The following is a 22313-nucleotide window of genomic DNA, read 5'->3' as shown; positions in this document are numbered from 1 at the left end:
GAGTAGAGTCCCGGGGACAGAATCGAGCTCCGGATTTCCCAGGCGCCGCCTGACTTTCTTTTGCCCCCCGAATCGCAGGCAAGGCGGCGGGGGCGCGAGTAGAGTCCCGACTTCGCCTTTCATCACCGGACCCGCAGCACCGGGACGCCAGCGGCTCCGGCGGCACCGACCAGATCCCTGTCCAGGCTGGCAAGCGGCAGCCCCAGGCGCAAGGCCAGTTCCAGATAGGTGGCATCATACAGGGTCAGATGATGGGCTTTCGCCAGATCGCTGGTGCGTCCCCAGGCCGATCGCGCCGTCTCCCCGTCCTGGCTGATGGGCAGCAGGGCCAGATCGGCCAGGGCGGCGTTGCGGAATTCCGGAGCGATCCGTCCCCGCCTTTCAGCCATCAGCAGACAATTGGCCACTTCCAGCGTCCAGAGCGAGGGAACAAGGGCTCCTTCCGCCAGCAACCGTCCGGTCAGGCCTGGATCGATGCCCCCTTCATCCGGCAGGATGAAGGCCAGCGTGGCGGAACAATCCAGAACGAAGCTCACCGCCGCCCCTCGTCCCGCCAGCCCTTCCATTCGCCTTCCCAATCAAAGGGCTTGCCACCCAGGGCCTGCGCCCGGTGACGCAGCCGTTCCAGCGCGGCCTGGGCTTGGGCCTGGTCGGGCAAGGTGGCTGGTACCAGCCGGGCCACCGGCCGCCCACGCAACGTGATGGTGAAGGCTTCGCCCTGCCCGGCCCGTGCCAGCAGTTGCGAGAAATGGGTCTTGGCTTCGAATGCGCCGATCTCGGTCATGGGTACCTCCTGATCAACCAGTCTATAAACTGGTCTGTTCATGTCAATGCGCAGATTCTGGCATTTGTTCTCGCAAAATGATAAGAATAAAATCTTATATCTGATGCGGAGATCGCAAGGAAATGCCCGCTCCCGCCCGCAGGACGCCCCTTCCTTCACGCTTTCCAGGATTGGATTCCCGGGCCCTGGACGATGCCGGCTGGGAAGCCGTGGCGGCCCGGCTGGCCGATGGCGTGCCGGTGGGACAGGTGGCGGCTTGGTGCGGTCTGTCGCGCGGCGCGCTGTGGCGGGCGCGGCGGCGCTGCCCCGCCTTCGACCGTCTGTGCCGGCCGGCCCCCGTCCCGCTGCCCACCCTGGATGACGGTCTGGCCCCCTTGCGCCACGGGTTCCTGCGCGGGCTGGAAATGGCGGTGCGGACCGGGGATGTCCGGGCCCTGCTGCGCGCGGCTGACCTGCTGGACATCACGGAGGCGGATTTTGAAACCGTGCGCTTCGATCGGTTTCACGATGTCGCGTGGCCGGCCGCCGGGACTGAAACCGCCACCGCTTTTCCGTTGCACGCCGTCGCGCGGGCGTCAGCCCCCGGTCCCGGCCTCGGCGAGGGTCTCGATGCGGGCCGCGATGAAGGGATAGGCATTGACGATATGGGCCGGTGCCGCGGGCAGGTTCCGCAGGGTGCGCAGCATGTCGCTGACATATTGCGCCGCGATCAGGATGGTGGCGGCCGCCATCACCGCCGGTTCCACATCACCCGGCCGCATCAGGGGCAGCCCGTGCGCCACCCCCTGCCGCCCGCTGTCCAGGAAGCCGGCCAGCCGGCCGCGGGCCGCGGGCCCCAGGGCCTCCAGCACCAGCTCGCCGCCCCGTCCCGTGCCATAGATCCAGACCGGCCCCGTGCCGGGCAGGGCCGTGAAATCCCCCGCCCGCAGCAGGAAGGGGATGGTGCGGGCCAGATCGGGCACCATGTCGGCGATCCCGGTCAGGGGGATGGTGCCGCCCTCTCCCGTGCCGGCGGGGAACGTCTCCAGGGCGGGCCAGGCCCGGACGGCGCGGGAGAGGGCGGCACCGGCCCCCTCCTCCCGCCCGGCCAGGCGCGGACCGGGCAGGCACAGCATCTCCACCCCGCCGGCACTGCCGGCCAGCAGGGGGCCGAGGTCGAGCGCCAGCGACGGCCAATCGCTCCAGTCCCCGTCCAGCCCCGCCAGCCTGCCGGTCCGCAGGCAGAGGCCGCCGGCGCGCAGCCGGGCCAGGGCGGCACCGGCCGCCACGGGCACCGGCTCGCCGGGCCGGGGCGCCAGGGCCCGGTCCTCGTCCGGGTCCAGCGGGAACCCGCTTTCCTCCGCCGGCCGGGGCCAGAGACCGGGGGCCAGCACGGCCCCGCCGGCGCTGTCCGCCAGGGCCCGGGCCATCCGGTCCCCGTGCCCCGCCGGCCAGTCCACGCCCGCCGGCAGGATGGCCAGCCCGTCCAGGCCCGCCACCGCCGCGCGCAGTCCCGCCAGCCCCGCCGCCCCTGGCAGGGGGCGGGGCGGGGCGCCGTCCGGCATCACGATCTCCCCCGCCTCGGGCCGCAGCACGCCCAGCCTCATCCGCGGGGGCGCGGCCCGCCCCGCCTTCAGATCGGCCAGCAGATCGGGTAGCGGTGACAGCAGCACCTCCAGGCAGAGATGCCGGTTGAAGATGGCCTGCGCCCCGGCCGCCATGGCCCGGGCCGCGGCGGGATGCGCCCGCACCCAGGCCACCTTGTCCAGGATATCGGCCGCCGCCGCCTCCTCCCCCCCTTCCGTCTCCACATAGAGCACCCGGTCGCCGAACCAGTGCTCGATGAAGGGATGGCGGTCGGCGATGATCACGGCGCCGGCGGCGGCCAGCTCGAACACCCGCATGTTGGGCACGCCTTCGGCCCGGTGCTGCGGCAGGTGCAGGCACAGGCCCATGCCCCAGCGGTGGGCGGCCCGGATGACGGAACGGCCATCGAAGGGCAGCGGTCCCCGCCAGGCCTCGGCCAGGTGCGACCAGCGTTCCGCCGTGCCGTGCAGGGCCAGCACGCCGGCCTGCGCCAGCTGCCGCAGCAGGGCCGGATAGCGTTGCCCGTCCCAGTTGGACCCGACATAGAACAGCCTGCTGTCGGGGCCCGTGGCCGGCGCCAGGTCGCTGCGCGGCGAGCTGGGATGGAAGGGCAGCCGGGGGGCGTCGGGCCGCAGGGCCGCCATATGCGCCTCCAGCTGCGGGCCGGAGACCAGATAGGCGTCCTGCGCCGGCAGGTGGCGGGCGGCGCCGGCGCGGGCCGGCGGGGTCAGGCGGGCCGTCAGCCCGACCGGGTTCCAGGCGCAACCCAGCCAGGGATGGGCCGTCAGCTTGGGTGCTGCCTCGGGATAGAGGTTGATCACGCCATCGGGATCGAACGCCTCGACCTCGGCCGATCGTGTCTGGATCGCCGCCTGCCAGCCCAGCCGCTCCACCGCCGTCAGCAGGCGCAGCGCCAGTTCCCGTTCCGCCACGGGATGGTCGGGGGCCTGCGGGTTGAAAAGGGAAAGGCGCAAGGGGGGCATTCAGTCCCCACCCAGGAAATCGCCCAGCGCCTGGAAGGGGAAGACCCCTTCGGCATGAAGCCCGCTCTCCCGGCTCAGCACCCTTATATCCAGCCCGAAGCCCAGGGCCGCGTTGTCCTCGGCCACATACTGGATGCAGTGCAGATGCAGGTTGGGATCGACCTGGGCCGGGTTGGGCACCTGGTAGAGGTCGCCCGGCTGCTGGTAATCGTCGAAGAAGTAATTGGGATTGCGGGCCACGGGCCGCTCGATCCGCAGCACCTGCCCCCCCTCCGCCGCCGCCTCGGGCAGGATCTCCTGGTATCGGCAGTCGATGCCCAGCACGCCGATGCGGCGATAGCCCAGATGGCCCGCGAAGCGCAGGCTGGCGCTGCCCGTCGTGTACCAGCCGGGATGGGCCGACCGGAAGAACGGGTCGGGCCGGTGTTCCAACTTCAGGGCCGCGCAGCGCCCCGGATCGTCGTCGCCATCCATCACCTGGCACAGGAAGGTGACGCCGGCGGCGGCCGCCAGGTCGGGATGGCGCTTCAATATATGCCAGTGCAGGAAGGCCCGGCGGAACCGGCCGGCCCGCACCATCTCCGCGATGGCGTCGGCATGGCTCACCACCACCTGCGGGTCCAGGCAGGCGTAATAGGTGGGGTACCAGCCGATACGCTGCCAGAACCGATAGGCGGCATTCATGCCCAGGGCGTCGACGCCCTGGAAGACCGGGAAATGGTCGGGCTTCAGCGAGGGGCCGTTGCCCAGGACCAGCAGGCGCCTGCCCTCACCCATGTTCCGCCCATCCACCTGACATGGCCGACCGCGCGCCCGCGATCATGCCGGTTTGACCAGATACCAACTGGGAAAATAGGAATATTGCTTCTGCTCGCCGGATTTCAGGATGCCGACCGGCAGCCCCTTCTCGGCGGCGAAGGCATCGACGGCGGCCACGACCAGCGGCCATCGCGGATCGTAATCATCGCCGGCGAAAATGCCGCCGGGTTTCAGCTTGGCATACCAGTCCCGGATGGTCCGCCCATCCTCCTGGCCGGTATGGGCGTAGCCGTCGATATAGATGAAGTCGAAGGTATCATCATCGAACAGGTCCAGCGCCTCGTCGAAACGCATCTTCAGCAGGCTGTTCTTCTCCTTGAACCGTCCCAGCCGGCGGATGGCGCGCTTGTACTGTTCCAGGTCGTGCCCGCGGTCGCCGGCATACATGTCGACGCTGTAGAGATGGCTGAGCACCCCCCTTTCCAGGATGGCTTCGGAGAAGCCGCCTTCCGCGACCCCCAGCTCGATGCCCGTTCCCCCGTGCCGGGCCAGCAGGATGATATCGCCGCGCCGGGCCAGTTCCCGCGAGGCGGCGGCAGCGGGAGCGGCATCATGGATGTCCCCTTCCCATTCGGGCGGCAGTTCCCCCAGCTTTTCCAGCGCCAGGCTGGAACCCGCCTGGCCGATGATGCGCGCGCATCCCTGGTCGACCAGTTCCTGGCACAGCAGGCGCACGCCTTCGCAATGGTTGAGCAATTGCCGATGTGCCAGCCCCTCGTTGGGGACCGCGTCATGGAAGACGGCCAGACCCGGCTTGCCGTCGAAGGGGCGCAGCGCGCGCCAATGGGCGATGGTGTCGGCCTTCACCCCCTCGTAGCTGTGGTCGCCGTCGATGAACAGCATGCCGAACGCGTGGTCGGGCAGGGGAATCCTGGAATCGCCGATCCGGACATCCAGCCGGTCCGGGAACGCCGCGGCCACTTCCGTCAGGAAGGCATCGCATTCCGGCGCGTGCTTGGGGGCGATGTCGATGCTGACCAGCCGCCGGCCGGCGCTGGCCACGCTCAACAGGACCGTCGTCCCGCCATGGAAGCGCCCGACCTCCAGGATGGGACCGCCCGTCGCCTGGGTGCAGCGCCAGAGCAGGGCCGCCTCGTCGAAATTCTGCCGGATCAGGCCGCGGTTGCGGTTGTCGCTGGTGAACAGCCAGGCCATGTCGGCGAAGTTCGGGGCGGACAGCATATGCAGACGGCTCATGGACGACACCTGATCGTTGACTGTGGTGGGCACCGCGCGCAGGGGGCTTCAGTCCGCCGCCAGGCCGCCCAGGCCGTCGGCAACCTGCGCACGGTAGGCGGGAAAGCTGTTGACCGCGCGGATCACCAGTGCGGCGGGATAATCCCGCGCCATCTCCGCGAACAATGTCCGGCCCGCCTCCGGTTCCCGCATGGCGGTGGCCATGGCCGCCAGCATCCGCTCGAAGATGCCGGCCTCCGCACTGGCGATGGCGGGTTCCAGCGCGGCCAGCGCCCCGTCGGCATCGCCCGTTCCCAGCAGCAGCAGGGCTTCGCCGCGCAGTTGCTGTTGGGGCGGCGGGGACGCCTTGCGCAAGCGGTCCAGTGCCTCGCGCGCCTCGCCCACCCGGCCGGCCGCCAGCAAGCCGGTGATCTGCACCAGCAGGGCCGTCGCCCCGCCCAGGGTCGCGGAGAGGGCCAGCGCCGCCGCTATCTGGTCCGCCGCCAGCAATGCCTGGGCCAGAACCAGCCTGAAGCGCTCGGCGACCCCATCCCGGTCGAAGGCCGCCGCCAGTTCCGGGGCGAGCGGGACCGGCTGGGGGGTCCGCAGCACGATATGGGCCAGCAGCCCGGTGCGCACCGGGCCCCCGGGCAGGCCGGCCAGCAGGCTGCGGGCGAAACCGGGGCAGTCCTTGTCCAGGATCACCGCCGCCAGATCGACCAGCTTCACGCCGGCCTGCGGGTCCGCGCGGCAGATTTCCAGGGCGGCCGGTTCCAGGGCCGCCAGCAGGCCGGTATCGGGATCGCGGGCGATGCGTCCCAGGATGTTCAGGACAAGGGTGGCATCCTCCACCCCTTCCACGTCCCGGCCGGCGATCATCCGGACCAGGTGGCGGTCGATGGCGCGGGCCGGGTCCGTCTGACCCGCCCCTTGCAGCTGCTTGGCCAGCAGTTCCAATTCCAGGACCGTCGGCCTGTCGAGGGACTGGCCGGCGAAGTCCGTGTCCAGGACCTGCCGCGTATTCCCGGCCTCCCCCTGCCTTCCCTGGGCGCAGAGGACCTCGTCATATTCCATGCCGGCCCGCAGCCGGGCCCGGGGGCTGCCGCCGGCAGCGACCTCGACAGCCCGCCGATGGATTTCCAGAACCTGCGCGCGCGGTATGGAGGCCGTTCCCCGGCAGGTCCGGCCCAGCTGGCAGAGGCCGTCCACCGCCTCGTCCGGCCGGGTCCGTGCCATCTCGGCCACGTCCACCGCGGCACCGCCATGGGGCGGCAGCACGTAATGGCGCGCGAACAGGGAAGCCGCCTGCCAGCGCGGGTGCCGGCCGGCCCTTTCGAGCCAGTGCAGGGCGCTGTCGGCCTCCCCGGCCTGGCCGATGGCCACCCCCATCGCCAGGGCATATTGTCCGTCCACATCCGACCGGATCGCGGCCCGCCACCGGTCTATGTCAGGTTCGGTTGCCACTTGCGTCCCGGTCATCATGGACTCCGCGTCCGATCTCGTCCTGCTGGGCCGGCTGTCGATGGGCGGCTAGGATTGTTGATACAGTCAACAGCCTGATATATACGAAAACAGGATTTCAATAGAAGGCTGTTGAGAGTGCGGCCGGCTGAATTCAGCATGAGAAGCTAATCTTGCCACGCGTCTCGTTGATCATCCGCTGTTACAACGAAGCCAAGCATATTGGCCGTCTGCTGGTCGGTATTGAGCGGCAGAGCTTCCGCGACATCGAGATCATCATCGTCGATTCCGGATCCACCGACGCCACGCTGGATATCGCAGCACATTTCCCGGTGAAGATCCTGCACATCCCGCCCGACCGTTTCTCCTTCGGCCGTTCCCTCAACATGGGCTGTGCCGCGGCGACGGGCGATATCCTGGTGATCGCCAGCGCCCATGTCTATCCGACCCATGCCGACTGGCTGGACCGGCTGGTGGCGCCGTTTGCCGATCCCCCTGTCGCCATCGTCTATGGCGGCCAGCGCGGGGATGAGCGCACGCGCTATTCCGAGCACCGGCTGTTCGAAAGCTGGTTTCCCGACCGGCCCGATCCCGACCAGCAGCATCCTTTCTGCAACAACGCCAATGCCGCCGTCCGCCGCGCCTTCTGGCTGGAAAGACCCTATGACGAGGCGCTGACGGGGCTGGAGGATCTGGAATGGGCGTCGCACATGCGGCGCCTGGGCCGGCGCATCGTCTACGACCCGGCGGCCTGCGTCATCCATGTGCATGAGGAGACGCCCGAACGCGTGCTGAAGCGCTATCAGCGGGAAGCCATCGCGCTGCGGGCCATCATGCCCGAGCTGCGCTTCGGCTTTCCCGATTTCCTGCGCCTGCTGACCGCCAATGTGGCGAGCGACCTCTGGCACGCCCTGCGCGCGGGACGGCTGCCGGATGTCGCCTGGGAAATCCTCTGGTTCCGCTTCATGCAGTTCCTGGGCACCTGGCGCGGCCACCGCCAGCAGGGCGAGGTGCCCCAAGCCCTGAAGCGCGCCTTCTTCTACCCGGCGGGCGCGGCGGCATCGGCCTGGATCGACGAGGATGCGCGCAGTAAGCTGCGCATCGACTATGGCAGTTCGCATATCCCCGGCGCGCCGCGGAAAACAGAGGGACCGGAATGACCAGGATTGTCGCCATCGTGCCCATGCGGCATGACAGCCAGCGCGTGAAGGGCAAGAATTACCGCGAATTCGTCGCCAAGCCCCTCTACCATTACATCGTGGGCACGCTGCTGGACTGCCCTGCCATCGCCGAGGTGGTGATCGATACCGACAGCCCCGTCATCCTGGAGGAGGCGGCCCGCCTGTTCCCGGCGGTGCGCCTGCTGGAGCGGCCGGAGCATCTGCGCGACGGCGCCACGCCGATGAACGACGTGCTGCTGCACACGACCGGCGTGGTGCCGGCCGATCTCTATCTCCAGACCCACAGCACCAACCCGCTGCTGACCAAGGCCTCGATCGAGCGGGCGATCCAGACCTTCCAGGCGCAGGCCCCGGCCTTCGACAGCCTGTTCTCCGTGACCCGCCTGCAGACGCGCCTCTGGGACCAGCTGGCCCGGCCCATCAACCACAATGCCGCCATCCTGCTGCGCACCCAGGACCTGCCGCCGGTCTATGAGGAGAATTCCTGCATCTACCTGTTCACGCGGGAAATCCTGGCCAGGCGCCGCAACCGCATCGGCGAGCGCCCCCTGATGTTCGAGATCGACGAGATCGAGGCGCAGGACATCGACATCGAGACCAATTTCCTGCTGGCCGAACAGCTGTTCCGCCTGCATCGCCAGAGTGGAGAGGCGTGAATGACCGCCCATGTCCTGATCCCCTGCCGCCAGCTGCAATCCTGCATCGACCAGTTCCGCGGCTGGCTCTCCGATCATGGCGTCACCATCGAGCTGCCGCCCATCGTCCAGCACCTGACCGAGGACGACCTTGTCCCCATCATCGGCAGGTTCGATGCCATCGTCGCCGGTGACGACCAGGTCTCGCGCAAGGTGATCGAGGCCGGCACGCGCCTGAAGGTCATCTGCAAATGGGGCATCGGCATCGACGCCATCGATGTGCAGGCCGCCGCCGAGCGCAACATCCCCGTCTACAACACGCCGGGCATGTTCGGGGAGGAGGTGGCGGACATGGCGCTGGGCTATGTCATTCTGCTGGCCCGGCCCCTGCACCTGATCGACCGGGGCGTGCGCGACGGGGTCTGGACGAAGCTGCGCGGCACGACGCTGGCGGGCAAGCGCGTGGGCGTCGTCGGCCTGGGCAGCATCGGCCAGGCCGTGGTGCGCCGTCTGGGCGGCTTCGGGCTGGTAGCGTTGGGCAGCGATCCCCATGCCGCCCCGGATGCGGATTTCGACGCGCGGACCGGCCTGACCCGGCTACCCCTGGCGGAGATGCTGCCCCGGGTCGACTACCTGATCGTCACCTGCAACCTGACGCCGGACAGTTTCCATCTGATCGACGCGGCGGCCCTTTCCCTGCTGAAGAAGGGGGCCAGGGTGATCAATGTCTCGCGCGGGCCCGTCATCGACGAGAAGGCGCTGGTGGAGGCGCTGCGGTCGGGCCATGTCGCCGGCGCCGGCCTGGACGTGTTCGAGGAGGAGCCCCTGCCCGCCGACAGCCCGCTGCGCGGTTTCGACAATGTGATCCTGGGCGCCCATAACGGCTCCAACACCCATGAAGGCGTGGACAGGGTCAATGTCGCGGCCCTACGCAACCTGCTGCGCGGCCTGGGCATCGCGGAGAAATATCCTCCGGCTTATGCCCTGGCGCAGGAATAGGGTGCGATCGGTTTATACCAGCGGTCATCTTCATGACCGTTGGAGGCCGGCGACCGCCGGCCCGCCGCACGTGCGGCGTAGCCAAGCCCGCGGATGCGGGTGCCGGCGACTGATACCAATTCCCGATGATTTGGACTCATCGGGAATTGGCTCGGCGGCGACCGCCGCCGCGCGCCTCGTGGCGCGTAGCCAAGCCGCCGGATGGCGGCGCCGGCGACTGAGGCCGGTGATCGGTTACGATCACCGGGACATGGTATGAGGCGCATAAATGATTGGCCATAGGCTAATCATTTTGCCGACGGTTTCACGGTGTCATCAGGGCGTGACGGTGCAGCAGCGTCAGCAATGCCGGCACCGCCCGCGGGTCCCTCAGCGCCAGGACCCGTCCTTTCGACGGGACCGGCATCCGCATATCCGCCGCATAGGGGGTGGCCCCCAGCCATGCGGAAGGCCGGCCCGGTAGGGGATGCCAGACGCTGACGATCAGGTGGTAGCCGTACCGGCCCAGCAGGCCGGCCGTCTTGGCCAGGGTCCTGCCGGGCAGGTCATCGTCAAATCCGCACAGGACGGCCTCGGGCTGGAAAGCACCGCAGGGATAAGTGTCCTCCAGATCGATGCCGCCGATCTTCAGCAAGGTGACATCGGTCATTTTCTGCCGGTGCACAAGCGTCGCGATGGCGTCGGGCGTGATGCGGGGGGCCCCGACCAGGCTGCTGTCGATAATGGCGCCGGGATGGCCGGCCAGTGCCGTGTCCAGGGCCCCGGCGATGGCGGCCTGCATCGGGACGGCCAGGACCCGCCATCCCCCGTGCAGGAACGGGATCAGGGATGCCAGCCCCCCGCCCCCGACATCCAGGAACGTGCCGTACGGGCATCCCCGTTGCCAGTAATAGAGGACCCTGACCTCGTCGATCTGGATGTTCTGCTGCGGCTTGAACCATGGATAGGATGTGGGGCCGGCCTCTGCCGCCGGTGTGGAAGGGGGGGGAACCGGCAGATGGGGCAAGATGCCCCGCAGATGGCCCACATGCTCGGGCGGGGTATGGCGGAACAGCGGTGTTGCCCGGGAAAGGACCAGGGAGCGGCACCCTTTCATATCCTGGAGGGTCAACAGCGAGGTCGAGCAGATCGACACGATCAGATCGACCGGGCAATGCAGCAATATCCACTCCAGCGGCATTTCCGCGTCTTCGGGAGGGATGAAGGGGGCGTCCCTGTCCAGGGGCGGGATGGCCATGGCCGCGCGCGGATGCGGCTTGTACAGCACCCTGTACCCCTGTGCGGCCAGCAGCCGGCAGGTGTCCAGGTAAAGGGACTCCTCGTCCTGTGCCGATAACAGCCCCAAACGGTAGAAGGAGGAGCCGATGACGATCGCCCAGCCCCTGCCCGTTTCCGGTGGCCTGACATCCCAAAGCGGATGGGGACCCATGGCTTCCAGGCTGCGCCGCTGCTGTTCGGCCTCCATCTCCAGATAAGCCAGGCCGGAGAGATAGGCGGGCAGCCGCATTTCGCGGACCAGGCCCAGGAAGATCCCGGCCAGGCGCCGGAGATGCTGGCGCATGACGCCTTTCGGCCGGATGGCCGCGAGGATGGCCTCATGCCCCTCGCCCGCGTCCGGATCATGGACCGGCTGCTGGTTGTAGCTGTCCAGCCCGTCATCGACGAAGAAGACCCGGGCCTCGCTCAGCAATTCGATCAGCAGCTTCTGGCTGGCGGCATAGAGGCTGTAGACCCAGAGTTCCGTGATGGCGCCGGCACCGATCGCGGCGACGGCCTGGCGTCCCAGGGACACCAGCTGTTCCGGGGTCCAGCTGTCGAAATCGGCGGCCTTGGGCAATTCCGGCGCCTCGCGGACCGGCATGCCGGGGAACAGCAGGTCGACGGTCCGCCGGATCGCCCGGCACAGTTCCGGCCGCTGGGCGCCCAGGATCATGAAGCCCGTCGGACGCCCGATATCGTCGCCCGCCTGCTGGAGGCAGGCATGGGCCCTCACGACATGGGTCGGGGATGAGCAGAGGATCAGACGCACCAGCGATCTTCCAGTTGGGTAGTCCGGGACAGGGCTACGATTTCCGGTCGGTTACGATCCGCAGGATCAGGGCCGCCGCATCATAGACCGGGCCGACACCCGGGTTGAGCCTGGCGATGATCTCGCGTGAATACTGGCTGGCGACGATGATGCAGGCAGAGCCCTTCCCGTCGATATCGGCCGCGCCGGCATAGTGCCTGACCGGCAGCCCGCAATGCCGGCCCTCGCGATGGCTGTCCAGGAACCCTGCGACGGGGGGCCCCCCTTGCCGGCGGAGCAGATCGTGGATGATCTCGCCTCCGGCCGAGGCGCCATAGATCCAGACCGGCAGGCCGGGCGGCAGCGCCAGCAGGTCGATCTCCCTGGACACGGTCCGGACATGCTGTGTGGCCGGACCCCGCAGGCGGATGACGGCGGACGGGTCGGGCACCTTCACGCACCGCCCGATCGCGGCGTCGAGGGCGTCCGGGCCCGGGTCCGTCTGGAAGGCCAGAAGATTGCCCCAGCCCCGGATATCGTGCGGGGGTGTCGGATAGCGCACGATCCGGCACCATTGATGGCGGATGCCGTACCGGATGATCGGATGCCACTCGCTGACATAGACGCTGTAGCCGCGCGCCTGCAGATAATCGGCCGTGTCCCGCATCCGGTACCCGAGCCGTTCCGTCTTGGCATCCTCGAACTCGCACTCGATGACCGCCGGGCGCAGCCGGTCCCAGGGGACGCCGCGCAGCACCATCAGGTCCCAGCCTTCGGCATCGATCTTCAGGAAATCGACGCGGGTGATGCCATGCGCCCGGGTGAAGGCGTCCAGGGTGGTGACGGGAACCTCGCCGACGCAGGCATGGCTGTCGCGGAAGGGCAGCAGGCTGCTGATGCCGGTGCTTTCCCCCGAGGTGAAGAAGGCGGCGCCGGCGGATGCCTGCTCGCCCACGGCCACGGGATGGATGCGCACCCGCTCGTTCCCGGCGAAGCGGCGTTCCAGCTTTTCCCGATTGGCAGCGTCGGGTTCGAAGCAATGGCTGGACCAGCCGCGATCGATGAAATACTGGCTGCTGCTGCCGACATGCGCGCCGACATCCAGCATGATCCGGTCCGTCGCCGCGGGCCAGCCATCCGACAGGACCGCGATCACCTCCGTTTCATCCAGATGGGCCTGGGCGGACCGGGGATGGATGTCGGTGACCACGTCATAGGGGGGCGGGGCCGGATCGGCGATGGCGGCCAGGGCGGCGGTGAAGGCCTGGCGGGTCCGGTTGATGTCGAACTGTTCCAGGGCGACCCGGCGCGCCGCTTCGATCAGATTGGCCCGGTATTCCCCGTCCTGCGCGAACGCGGCCAGGGCGCCACCGACCTTGGATGCGTCGGCGGAGGAGATGACGGCCCCGCAGCCCGTGCCGGCGATCAGCTCGATCGTGGCATTTTCCTCCGGCCCGATGGCCAGGAGCGGGGCGCCGCAGGCCAGCAGCTCGGGCAGCTTGTTGGCGATGGAATAACGGCAATAGACGCGGGAAACCGGGTCGAAATTATAGGCGATGACCACCGCGTCGGCTTGCGACAGCCATTGCCGGTATTCCGCCTCGGTCCGGTCGATGGAGGTCAGCACGGTCGCCGCGAAGGGGGCGAAGACCTGCCGCGCGCTTTCCCACCAGAATTGCCGGGCATTGATCTCCAGCCGGTAGGCGCCGCCCGCCTCGTTCAGGGCATCGACGACGCGAGCCAGCAGCACCAGGCTGCCCAGGGTCATGTTGGCGGCCAGCGAGCCCCCGTAGCGCAGGGTGAAGGCGGCCCCCTCGGGCCGGGATGCCGGCCGGGGCCATTGCGACAGCTGGACACCGTTGCCGAAGGCCTGGAACGGCACGCCGTAGCGCTGCCCGAAGGCGACCGTCATCGCATCCCCGATCGCCAGCCGCAGCGACGCCCTGTCCAGCAGGCTCCGCAGGTCATGGTTCATGGCCCCGGCGAAGACCGGCTTGCTGGCCACCAGTGCTGTCGGCCAGTCATCCATGATCCAGATCGCCAGCGGCGTGTCCGCCAGCAACCGCAGAATGCCCATGGCGAACAGATGGAAGCGCGGCAGGTCGGGGACGGGCCTGTACAGCACCAGCTGCGGGGCGAATGCCCGCACCATCTCCGCGGCGACCGGGTCGGCGACCAGCCCCGTGCAGCGCCGGGTGATCGAGGGCGCGCCGAAAAAGGCGATGTCGTCGGGACCCGCCGAATGGATCTGCAGGTAGCGCTCGGCCGGCCAGCCCGCGAACAGGGCCTCCTTCACCGCGCCCGTCGCAGTCCCGTCCTGGCGGCAGGTGGTGTCGATCACCAGGATGCGCGGATGGCCGCCTTCGATGGTCGCCATGTTCATCAAACCTGCTGCCGGTCCTGGTGGGGGGAAACGAACAAGGAGGCGAAGGGCCGCCGTTCGAACACTTCCAGCTTCCCGCCGACCGTGGCGTTGTAGATGCGGGTGCCGGTGCCGCGCACGACCCTTTCCGCCTCGCCATAGGCCTGGATCATCTTGTCGACCTGCGGATCGTGCCAGCGATAGCCCTTGCCGAAATAGTCGGGATGGAAATGGTTGGGGTCGTCGGAGCCCATATCCAATATCCCGACGCCGTACTTGTCGCTCTGCTGCACGTCGGCGGGCAGGACGTAGTTCGCATCCACGCCGATCAGGTATATCTCCTCGAACCCCAGGAAATAGGCCAGCTGCAGGCAGGTGAACGTGACCGTGCAGCCTGCATAGGTGAAGTCCGACGCATCGGTGGAGAAGTCGAACCCGTGCGGGTAGCTCTTGCGCGGCCGGTGGTCGAAGAAGATCGTGTCGTCCCCCTCGGCCAGGCAATAGCGCAGATAGGCGGGGAACAGGCGCACGGGCCCGCGGAAGGCCTCGATCTGTTCCCGGCGGTCCTCGGCGACGAGATGGTCCTCCACGACATAGAAGGTCGGCAGCCAGTCCAGTTCCGGGGCCTTCAGGAAGAAGCTGTTGACGGCGAACGTCACCTCCCCCTTCAGCAGCGATAGGTCCGTCTGGTTGAGGCTGGGACCATTGCCGATGACGAAGCAGCGCTTGCGGCCCTGCCAGGCCTGCCGGAGCGCCTTCAGCTTCGGCTTGTAGAGGCTGTCCAGGCGGTGGCGATAGAGATCCTCGACCGCCTCGACGCCGGCCAGCCGCTCGGCGGGCGGCATGCGTGCCGTGGGCAGGAAGATCGGCGACCGCAAGGGCAGGCGCGTCACGACGGACTGGTAGCGTTGTTCCAGCGCTTCGTCATTCCGCTCAACAGACTGCATCACGCATTCCCCAACCAGGTTCGACGCCCCGAGATTATCTTGGAAAACCGGAGCAGACGAAACTGAAGATGCGAAAGCGGCCCCGGCGCAAGGAAATTCCCATATATGATATCAAGTAGATATCAACATGTTATGCCATTGCTTACGCATGAATAACGGATATCAGCCAGATATCAACAATATCTGATTAATATCATGATGAAAGCAGGATCACTATCTGATATCATTCTGATCGCAGACTGAAACCATCGGGTCCAACCATGCCCACTATCGTCTTTGCCAGCCCCAAGGGCGGGGCCGGCAAATCCACCTCCGCGGTCCTGCTGGCCACGGCCCTGGCGGGGCAGGGGGCCAGCGTCACCATCATCGATGCCGACCCCAACAAGCCGGTCTCCCGCTGGGCGCGGCTGCCGGGCAAGCCCGCCAACCTCACCGTGCTGGCCGAGGTGACGGAGGAGAGTGTGACCGACGCCATCGACGAGGCGGCTCAGCAGACCGCCTTCGTCATCGTCGATCTGGAGGGCACGGCCTCCATGATGGTCGGCTATGCCATGAGCCGGGCCGACCTGGTGGTGATCCCCAGCCAGGGATCGCAGCTGGACGCGGGGGAGGCGGTGAAGGCCATCCGGCTGGTGCGCAGCCAGGAACGCGCCTTCCGCCGGCAGATCCCGTTCGCGGTCCTGTTCACCCGCACCAGCGCCGCCATCAAGCCCCGCTCCCTGCAAAGCATCGCGGCGGAATTCGCGGAGAACGACGTGCCGGTCTTCGACACCCAACTGCATGAGCGCGACGCGTTCCGCGCCATCTTCGCCTATGGCGGCACGCTGGCCGACCTGGACCCGACCCAGGTCACCAACATCAAGGCGGCCGCCACCAACGCGCTGGCCTTCGCGGCCGAGGTGGTGGCCGTCCTGAAGGGCGGCATCAAGGCGCCCGTGGCCACCCTGTCGGCATGAAGGGCAATGGAATGAGCAAGACCCGCGCCAGCATTTTCGGGGACGAGGCCGATCCGCTCGACCTGTCCGGCTTCATGCCCAAGTCCCCGCAGGATATCCAGGCCCCGCCGGCCGACGCGATCCGCGCCGTGTCGGAAGCCGCCCGCTTCCCCAGCCGGGAGGCGAAGCCCGTCCCCGTGCCGCCGCCCCCGCCGCCGAGGCGTGAACAGCGGCGCCACCGCACCGGCCGCAATGTGCAGTTCAACATCCGCGCCCGGCAGGAGACGATCGACACGTTCCTCGCCATCGCCGACCGGGAAGGCTGGGTGCTGGGCGAGGTGCTGGAACATGCCGTGGCCGCCCTGGAGCGGGAGCTGGCGGCACGGGACTAGATCGGGAGCCCCCGGTCCCCGCCATCATGAGACGCTTCCCCCTTCTATCGGGTTGGGTTCATATACGATCGCAAACCGGACGGATCGGCCGGAGCAGGTTCCGGCTCCTTTCACACAGGGGGCCCCTTCACACAGGCCCCTTCACACAGGAATGACCCCGCGCATGTCTGATGGCCTGATCTCCGATACCGTGGTCTTCGATTTCACCGGGCAGGATCTGGACAGCATGGTCGCGTCCTGTGAAACGGACGAGCTGATGCCCTTCGTACGGTCGCTGGTGCCCGCCGCCGGGTCGATCCTGGAGGCCGGCGCCGGGTCCGGCCGCTGGGTCCGGGCGCTGACAAGCCTGGGTTATGCCGCCACGGGTATCGAACTGAGTGCCGCGGATGTGGAGCGTTTCCGCGCGGCATGGCCGGATATCCCTTATGATCATGGAAATGTGGAGGCGATGCCCTATGCCGACGGGGCCTTCGACGCCCTGCTGTCGCTGGGGGTGATCGAACATCTGTTCCAGGGGCCGGAAAAGGCGATCGCCGAGATGCGCCGGGTCCTGAAACCCGATGGCGTCATGTTCCTGACCGTTCCGCACGGGAACCTGTCCTTCCGGCTGGAGCAGGTGAAGGATGCCATTTTCTACCGGCTCTATGGCAGCAACCGGGTCCGCCGGTTGATGGGCCGTCCGCCCGTCAGCTATCCGGTCGCGGTCGAACGGCAGCGGATGGAAGCCATCCGGCGGGGGCGGCGGCCCGGCGTCGCCGTCAAATATCGCTTCGATCCCCGATCGGGCGTCGGATTTTATGAATATCGCTATGATACGGCGCAGATCCGCCACCTGATCGAGCGGGGCGGCTTCCGGATCGAGGCTTTCCATCTGCTCAACGCCCCCGACCGGCTCTATCAGATTTTCGGCACCCTGGTCGCCCGGTATGACGGCAGCAGCCAACCGCGCCTGAACGTGCTGGGGCGCCTGCTGGTCAGGCTGCTGCCCGCGGGCTGGATCGGGCACATGGCTTTGCTGATCGCCCGGCCGGCACAGGCATGACCATCCGCCGCTTGTGCACAGGCTCCATGACGCCCGGTCCCCGACCCGGGCTCAGCGGTCGCCATCGCGGTGCAGAAGGTTGCGCCAGACAAAGCCGAACGGCCGCAGCACCGGCATCAGCCAGGCCAGTCCCGGCGGCAGCCGGATAGCGGCGTTTCCGGCCGGATTGCGGAAATCATAGGCCAGTTCCCGTTGGAAGCTGCCCGGATCCCGGCGCAATCGCCAGATCTGCCAGCGCATGCCCAGCACATGGACAAGCCATGCCTTGTCGCGCCGGCGGCCCGCATGACCCTGCGCCAGGCGCAGCGCCAGCCATGAGGGTTTGGCGGGGCCGGGCAGGTCCGGCAACGGACAATCGAGCAGATACCGCAGAAGGGCGAAGGTCTGTTCCGCCGCCTTGGCCATTCCCTGTCCGGCGGCCTGACGGTAAAGCTGTTCCGCGGCCCCGGCGTCGCGACACAGCATGGCAAGGTCGGCCAGCCAGCTGAGACGCTCCCACCCGTGACTGGCGCCATGCACGAACAGGTACAGGCCCAGATGCGGGGGGCCGGGGATCGGTATGGGGGACCCCGCCACCATCACGGTCGCCCGTTGGTCATGCAGTTCGTCGAAAGACAATGGCAGCCGGTGGTTGTTTCCCGTCAACCGCTGGTGAAGCTCTATCAGGATGCCGTTGCGGTGCAGGCCAAGATCACGGACCGGGTGATCCCGCCCTGGGTCCCCTGTCAGGGTGGGCATTCCGTCCAGCAGGGCATGGCCATGGCCGCGCAGCAGTTCCGCGGCCGCCGCGAAATCCGCCGGCGCGACCAGAAGATCGATATCCCCGCTGCCACGACGGGCCGGATCCCCGTAAAGCAGGCATGACAGCGGAATCCCCTTGAGCACCAGGAACCGGATGCCGGCGGCGGCGAACAGCCGGTGAAGCCCGGCCAGTTCCGCCATGCGGGTCAGGGCCGCCATGCTGTTGGCCCGTGCCAAGGCGGTGATGTCGGCCAGCACCTGCCCGGGCATGCCATTCCATTGTTTTGCAACCGGCAGGACGAGGGTCGCGACACGGTGCTGACGGCAAAGCCGGACAAAATCCGACCAGTCGACCGGTGCTGGAATATCCGGCCGCGCCTGGGCTCCCGTCGCGATCGCCACCATGCGCGCCAGCAGGCTGAAACAGGGGGTGGGAAGGCTCATGCCGCTTCTGTCTTTGCTGGACCCGGATTTGGCGGCCGCCCGGAAAGGGACCGGACATGGTCGAAGTGGAAATGGCATGTCGCCACTCAGGGCCTATCCCCGTGGGTTGAACGCGGATGGACCTTATATCAGGCTATGGATGACAAACTGATTTGCCTGCCGCACGCGCGGTGTGGCGGCGACACAACAGGCTGTCGACCTCTTTCATCGAAAGGCGGTGCTGATCGTCATGGCAGACCACCAGACATTGAAAACAACTTGCTGGCGTCAGTGGTTTATCGATATTTTGAGCATGGAATATCTCGCTGATCCCAAGATCAAGGTTGCCCATATGAACAAAGTCTTCCTGTGTGGCGTGGGCACGATGTCCCGGCACCCTATGCGCTCGTCCCTGCGGGCCTTGATCTTCGGCAGCGCTGTCTCCCTGGTCGTTTCCGTTCCCGTCCTGGCTGCCGAAACCCAGTCCAGAAGCGCGGAAGAGGTGGCGGAGGGGCCGGCTGAATCCTACCAGGCCAAGGGGATCGAATTCGGGTCGTTCCTGATGCTGCCCGTGCTGGATGTTTCCCAGCATTACAACGACAACATGTTCGCGTCCGCCACGGACCGTCGCTCCGACTGGATCACGCGCATCGCGCCGGAGGTCAAGTTCCGCTCCCGGTTCACCAATCACCAGTTGAACCTGACGGCAAAGGCCGAACAATCCTTCTATCGCGAATATACGGACGATGATCATTTCGATTTCACCCTGGCCGCGGATGGCCGGTATGACATCGACAGGAACTGGAAACTGACGGGCATCCTGGATGCCAGCCAGACCCATGAGGATCGTGGCAGCCCCGATGAGGCCGGCGGCAAGGAACAGACGCAGCTGCGCACCGGCACGGCGAAGTTCGGGACGGAGAAGACCACCGGCCGTTTCGGCTTCAAGGTGGATGGCGAGGCGATCCGTCGTGACTACCGGGATGTCGAGGGCGCCAATGGCGCCACCATCAACCAGGATGACCGCGACCGTGACGAGTTGCGCCTGTCGACCGAACTGTCCTATGAGATTTTCCCCGGTTACAGCGCCGTGGTCGAAGGGTCGGTCAATGACCGGAAGTATGACGACCGGCTGGACGACCAGAATTACAACCGTTCCAGCCATGGCAGCACCCTGCGGGCCGGTATCGGCGTGGATATCAGCGAGCTGGTTCGCGGTGATTTCCTGGTCGGTTATATGAACCAGAACTATGAGGACGCGCGCTTCGATACGATCAGCGGCTTCTCGATGAAGGCCAGCTTCAACTGGACCCCCAGCCGCATGACCGTGGTCATTCCGACGCTGGAGCGGTCGATCCAGGAAACCACGACGGTCAGCGCTTCCGGCATGGTCCGGACCGGCGGCAGCCTGACGGTCCGGCACGAATTGCAGCGCAATATCATCCTGACGGCCATCGGCAGCGCCTATAGCGAAAAATATCGCGGCACCACCCGCGATAATTGGAGCTATGACAGCCGCGTGCGCGGGCAGTGGTTCCTGTCACCCAATTACTATGTCGGCGCCGAGGCTGGTTATCGCGAACGCACCAGCAAGGTTGACTCCGAAGCCTTCCACCAGACCGTCGTGCTGTTCCGCGTCGGCGCCCAGCTCTGAGACCATAGGGTCGACATATTCGACCCTTGGGGCCGGCGCGGCGACTGCCGCCGCCGCACGGGCGGCGCAGCCAGGCCGCCGGACACGACCCGCGAATATCGGCCAATAAAAAAGCCCGGGGATGCCAGCAGCATCTCCGGGCTTTTGATGTCTGTCGGCGGCCGCTCAGCTCGGGCTGGCGGTAAAGACCGGCGGCGGCTCCACGACAACAGGCTGCGTGTTGTTGTTATTGTTCTGCTGTTGCTGCTGCTGCTGCGTCGTGTTCTGTTGAGTGGTGTTCTGCTGCGTTTCGGCGGTCTGCGCCGTCGGCTGCTGGGTGACCGCCTGCCCGCCCAGGATCGCGTTCACCTGGGCCGAATTGGCGGCGTTGGACTGCGACAGCTGGGTGCTGGTGCTGGCCTGGTTCAGGGTCTGCGTAACTGTCTGGGCCGCGGCCGGTGCCGCCGCGGCGACGGTCTGGCTGGTCACCGTGCTGTAGGAATTGGACATGGCCTGCACAGCGGCGGCCGGCGCCGTCTGATAGACGACGGGATTCGTGACCACCTGGGTCACAGTGGTCGCGACCGACGCGGCGGCGGCCGGGGCCGCCTGCTGGGCTGCCGGCTGCACCACGATGCGGGCGGCCGTGGTGGCCACCTGCATGGTCTGGGTCGGGGCGGCATTCTGCACACTGGTCGACTGCACGGCCTGCACGGCGGCAGCGGCCAGTTGTACCGCGGCGGCCGGATTGCTGTTCACCACCTGCTCCGCGACGCTGACCGCCTGCGATGCCACATTGGCGGCCAGGGTTGGGTTGCCGGTGGCCTGTGCCACCGCGACGGCGGTACCGGCCAGGCCGGCGACCTGGGTCGGGGCCACCTGGATGGCAGCCGGGTTGACGAAGATGCGGGCGGCGGTGGTCACTACCGTTTCCGTCTGCTGCGGCGCGCCGGTCTGGACGGCGTTGGTGCGCACAACCTCCAGTGCCGCACCAGCGGCATTCACGGCGGCCTGCGGATTGGTGGCCAGAAGCTGTTCCGCCGCCTGCACGACCTGTGACGCCAGCTGTCCCTGACGCTGCACATTGCCGCCGGACAGGGTCTGGATGGCCTGCTGCACTGCCTGGCCATTGCCGGTCTGGACCGCAGCGCGCAGGGCCGGCGGCAATGCCTGCAGCGCCTGGGCGCTGCTGGTTTGCTGCGCCATGGCGGGCATGGTCAGCGCGGAGGCCACCAGGGCGGTCGACAGAAGGAGGGAGCGGGCCAAGCGCATGGCTTCAACCTTTGATAAATTATTACAGGTACAACTTACGCGTATTCCGTCGCCGGCTCAAGCTGCAAGCCTCGTCCTGACGAGACGCCACCGGCTGGCAGCCCTGTGCGGGGCTGGAATGATCAGAAGCGCCGCTCCAGAACCTTGATGATGTCACCCGGCAGGATGGGCGTGCGTTCATTGGCGCGATATTCGACCTGCTTGCCGTCGATCATGCGCACCAGCACCACCTCCTCTATCCGGGCGCGGTAATCGTAGCCGCCGGCCCGGGCGATGGCGCTCAGCACCGTCATGCCGGAATTGTACTGGAACTCGCCGGGCTGCCGGACCTCGCCCATCACATAGAACGGGCGGAAGGTCTGGACCTCCACCGAGACATTGGGCGACTGCACGAACCGGTTGCGGGAGAGATATTCCTCGATGCGGGTGGCCAGCTGCTTGCCGGTCAGTCCGGCCGAGGGGACATTGCCGACCAGGGGCATATTGATATTGCCGATCGGGTCCAGCGTGAAATCGCCACTCAGCGACGCTTCGTTGAACACGGTCACGCGGACACGGTTGCCGGGCTCCAGTTGATAACCCTCGGTGGCATTGATGGCGGCGCTGGGGGCCTGTTCGTCGGGGAAGCTCCCCACTGTCTGCTGACAGCCGGTCAGGATCAGCGACGTGACGGCCAAACCAGCGAACAGGCCGGAAATTCTGCGACAAGCGGACATCAGGCACCAGGGTCGGATTGAGGGGAAGCAGGGTGGTGGTGAAAGCCACCATACAGGACGGGCGCCTGTCAAATCATTGAAGAACTGATCGTCGGGCCCAGCGGACATGCGACAGCGCCATGGGATCAACCGCCCGGCGGCAATCCCCCGCGAACCCGGCCACATAAAGGAATATCGTCGAAACCGGGGTATGTCCGAATGTGAAATGCATGATCGGACAGATCGGGATTTACTGCTG

20 protein-coding genes are annotated in these 22313 nt (G+C 67.2%); 7 read left to right on the top strand and 13 right to left on the bottom strand.

Annotated features, from left to right (window positions below; genetic code table 11):
• Positions 1 to 122: 122 nt before the first annotated feature.
• The 6 genes from ACM9HJ_RS27805 to ACM9HJ_RS27780 all read right to left on the bottom strand — a co-directional run bounded on the left by ACM9HJ_RS27805 (position 123) and on the right by ACM9HJ_RS27780 (position 6807).
• Positions 123 to 536, bottom strand: a complete 414-nt coding sequence (locus ACM9HJ_RS27805) for a type II toxin-antitoxin system VapC family toxin (RefSeq protein WP_416575055.1) — start codon at positions 534 to 536, stop codon at positions 123 to 125.
• Positions 533 to 784: a type II toxin-antitoxin system Phd/YefM family antitoxin gene (locus ACM9HJ_RS27800; RefSeq protein ID WP_416575054.1), complete on the bottom strand. Its 252-nt coding sequence runs from the start codon at positions 782 to 784 to the stop codon at positions 533 to 535. The genes ACM9HJ_RS27805 and ACM9HJ_RS27800 overlap by 4 nt, the downstream gene beginning before the upstream one ends.
• A 575-nt stretch (positions 785 to 1359) precedes the next feature.
• A complete protein-coding gene (locus ACM9HJ_RS27795) occupies positions 1360 to 3324 on the bottom strand; it encodes a glycosyltransferase family protein (protein ID WP_416575053.1) in 1965 nt (654 codons plus the stop codon).
• A gap of 9 nt (positions 3325 to 3333) precedes the next feature.
• Complete coding sequence (locus ACM9HJ_RS27790) at positions 3334 to 4110, bottom strand: hypothetical protein (RefSeq protein ID WP_416575052.1); 777 nt, start codon at positions 4108 to 4110, stop codon at positions 3334 to 3336.
• A gap of 42 nt (positions 4111 to 4152) precedes the next feature.
• Positions 4153 to 5349 (bottom strand): class I SAM-dependent methyltransferase, encoded by a 1197-nt coding sequence (locus ACM9HJ_RS27785; protein WP_416575051.1) that lies wholly within the window; start codon positions 5347 to 5349, stop codon positions 4153 to 4155.
• Between the two features lie 48 nt (positions 5350 to 5397).
• Positions 5398 to 6807, bottom strand: coding sequence for a hypothetical protein (locus ACM9HJ_RS27780; protein WP_416575050.1), 1410 nt, complete (start codon positions 6805 to 6807; stop codon positions 5398 to 5400).
• 155 nt (positions 6808 to 6962) lie between these two features.
• Between ACM9HJ_RS27780 and ACM9HJ_RS27775 the strand changes: the two genes are divergently transcribed.
• From ACM9HJ_RS27775 to ACM9HJ_RS27765, 3 genes are read left to right on the top strand one after another with little or no spacing between them, the layout of a single operon-like run.
• The gene (locus tag ACM9HJ_RS27775; protein WP_416575049.1) at positions 6963 to 7949 is read left to right on the top strand and encodes a glycosyltransferase family 2 protein; all 987 of its coding nucleotides are present in this window, start codon (positions 6963 to 6965) and stop codon (positions 7947 to 7949) included.
• Complete coding sequence (locus ACM9HJ_RS27770; protein ID WP_416575048.1) at positions 7946 to 8626, top strand: cytidylyltransferase domain-containing protein; 681 nt, start codon at positions 7946 to 7948, stop codon at positions 8624 to 8626. The genes ACM9HJ_RS27775 and ACM9HJ_RS27770 overlap by 4 nt, the downstream gene beginning before the upstream one ends.
• Positions 8627 to 9604: a phosphoglycerate dehydrogenase gene (locus tag ACM9HJ_RS27765; protein WP_416575047.1), complete on the top strand. Its 978-nt coding sequence runs from the start codon at positions 8627 to 8629 to the stop codon at positions 9602 to 9604.
• Between the two features lie 304 nt (positions 9605 to 9908).
• Here the strand turns inward: ACM9HJ_RS27765 and ACM9HJ_RS27760 are convergent, their stop codons facing one another.
• The 3 genes from ACM9HJ_RS27760 to ACM9HJ_RS27750 are packed head-to-tail and all read right to left on the bottom strand — an operon-like array spanning position 9909 to position 14921.
• Positions 9909 to 11633, bottom strand: coding sequence for a polysialyltransferase family glycosyltransferase (locus ACM9HJ_RS27760; protein ID WP_416575046.1), 1725 nt, complete (start codon positions 11631 to 11633; stop codon positions 9909 to 9911).
• A 34-nt stretch (positions 11634 to 11667) separates the two neighbouring features.
• The gene (locus ACM9HJ_RS27755) at positions 11668 to 13989 is read right to left on the bottom strand and encodes an FkbM family methyltransferase (protein ID WP_416575045.1); all 2322 of its coding nucleotides are present in this window, start codon (positions 13987 to 13989) and stop codon (positions 11668 to 11670) included.
• Positions 13990 to 13994: 5 nt separating this feature from the next.
• Positions 13995 to 14921 (bottom strand): 6-hydroxymethylpterin diphosphokinase MptE-like protein, encoded by a 927-nt coding sequence (locus ACM9HJ_RS27750; protein WP_416575044.1) that lies wholly within the window; start codon positions 14919 to 14921, stop codon positions 13995 to 13997.
• Between the two features lie 260 nt (positions 14922 to 15181).
• On the opposite strand from ACM9HJ_RS27750, the gene ACM9HJ_RS27745 reads away from it, so the two are divergent.
• The 3 genes from ACM9HJ_RS27745 (at position 15182) to ACM9HJ_RS27735 (ending at position 17290) form a co-directional block, all read left to right on the top strand.
• A complete protein-coding gene (locus tag ACM9HJ_RS27745) occupies positions 15182 to 15877 on the top strand; it encodes a division plane positioning ATPase MipZ (protein ID WP_416575043.1) in 696 nt (231 codons plus the stop codon).
• An 11-nt stretch (positions 15878 to 15888) separates the two neighbouring features.
• On the top strand, positions 15889 to 16248 hold the full coding sequence (locus tag ACM9HJ_RS27740; RefSeq protein WP_416575042.1) for a hypothetical protein: 360 nt from the start codon (positions 15889 to 15891) through the stop codon (positions 16246 to 16248).
• A 163-nt stretch (positions 16249 to 16411) separates the two neighbouring features.
• Positions 16412 to 17290: a class I SAM-dependent methyltransferase gene (locus tag ACM9HJ_RS27735; RefSeq protein WP_416575041.1), complete on the top strand. Its 879-nt coding sequence runs from the start codon at positions 16412 to 16414 to the stop codon at positions 17288 to 17290.
• Between the two features lie 51 nt (positions 17291 to 17341).
• Here the strand turns inward: ACM9HJ_RS27735 and ACM9HJ_RS27730 are convergent, their stop codons facing one another.
• A complete protein-coding gene (locus ACM9HJ_RS27730) occupies positions 17342 to 18475 on the bottom strand; it encodes a nucleotidyltransferase family protein (RefSeq protein WP_416575040.1) in 1134 nt (377 codons plus the stop codon).
• A gap of 133 nt (positions 18476 to 18608) precedes the next feature.
• Positions 18609 to 18806 (bottom strand): hypothetical protein, encoded by a 198-nt coding sequence (locus ACM9HJ_RS27725; RefSeq protein ID WP_416575039.1) that lies wholly within the window; start codon positions 18804 to 18806, stop codon positions 18609 to 18611.
• Between ACM9HJ_RS27725 and ACM9HJ_RS27720 the strand changes: the two genes are divergently transcribed.
• Positions 18807 to 20108, top strand: a complete 1302-nt coding sequence (locus ACM9HJ_RS27720; RefSeq protein WP_416575038.1) for an outer membrane beta-barrel protein — start codon at positions 18807 to 18809, stop codon at positions 20106 to 20108. It abuts the gene before it with no gap.
• A 165-nt stretch (positions 20109 to 20273) separates the two neighbouring features.
• On the opposite strand, the gene ACM9HJ_RS27715 is transcribed toward ACM9HJ_RS27720, so the two are convergent.
• Together ACM9HJ_RS27715 and ACM9HJ_RS27710 are read right to left on the bottom strand one after the other, a co-directional pair.
• Positions 20274 to 21359 carry a hypothetical protein gene (locus tag ACM9HJ_RS27715; RefSeq protein WP_416575037.1) on the bottom strand — a complete coding sequence of 362 codons (1086 nt, stop codon included), beginning with the start codon at positions 21357 to 21359 and terminating at the stop codon, positions 20274 to 20276.
• 122 nt (positions 21360 to 21481) lie between these two features.
• Positions 21482 to 22075: a polysaccharide biosynthesis/export family protein gene (locus tag ACM9HJ_RS27710; RefSeq protein WP_416575036.1), complete on the bottom strand. Its 594-nt coding sequence runs from the start codon at positions 22073 to 22075 to the stop codon at positions 21482 to 21484.
• Positions 22076 to 22313: the final 238 nt, after the last annotated feature.

The sequence above is a fragment of the Niveispirillum sp. KHB5.9 genome (genome assembly GCF_048066115.1).
Taxonomy (GTDB): domain Bacteria; phylum Pseudomonadota; class Alphaproteobacteria; order Azospirillales; family Azospirillaceae; genus Niveispirillum.
Note: the sequence above shows the minus strand (reverse complement) of the source record. Positions and strands in the feature narration are given on the sequence as shown.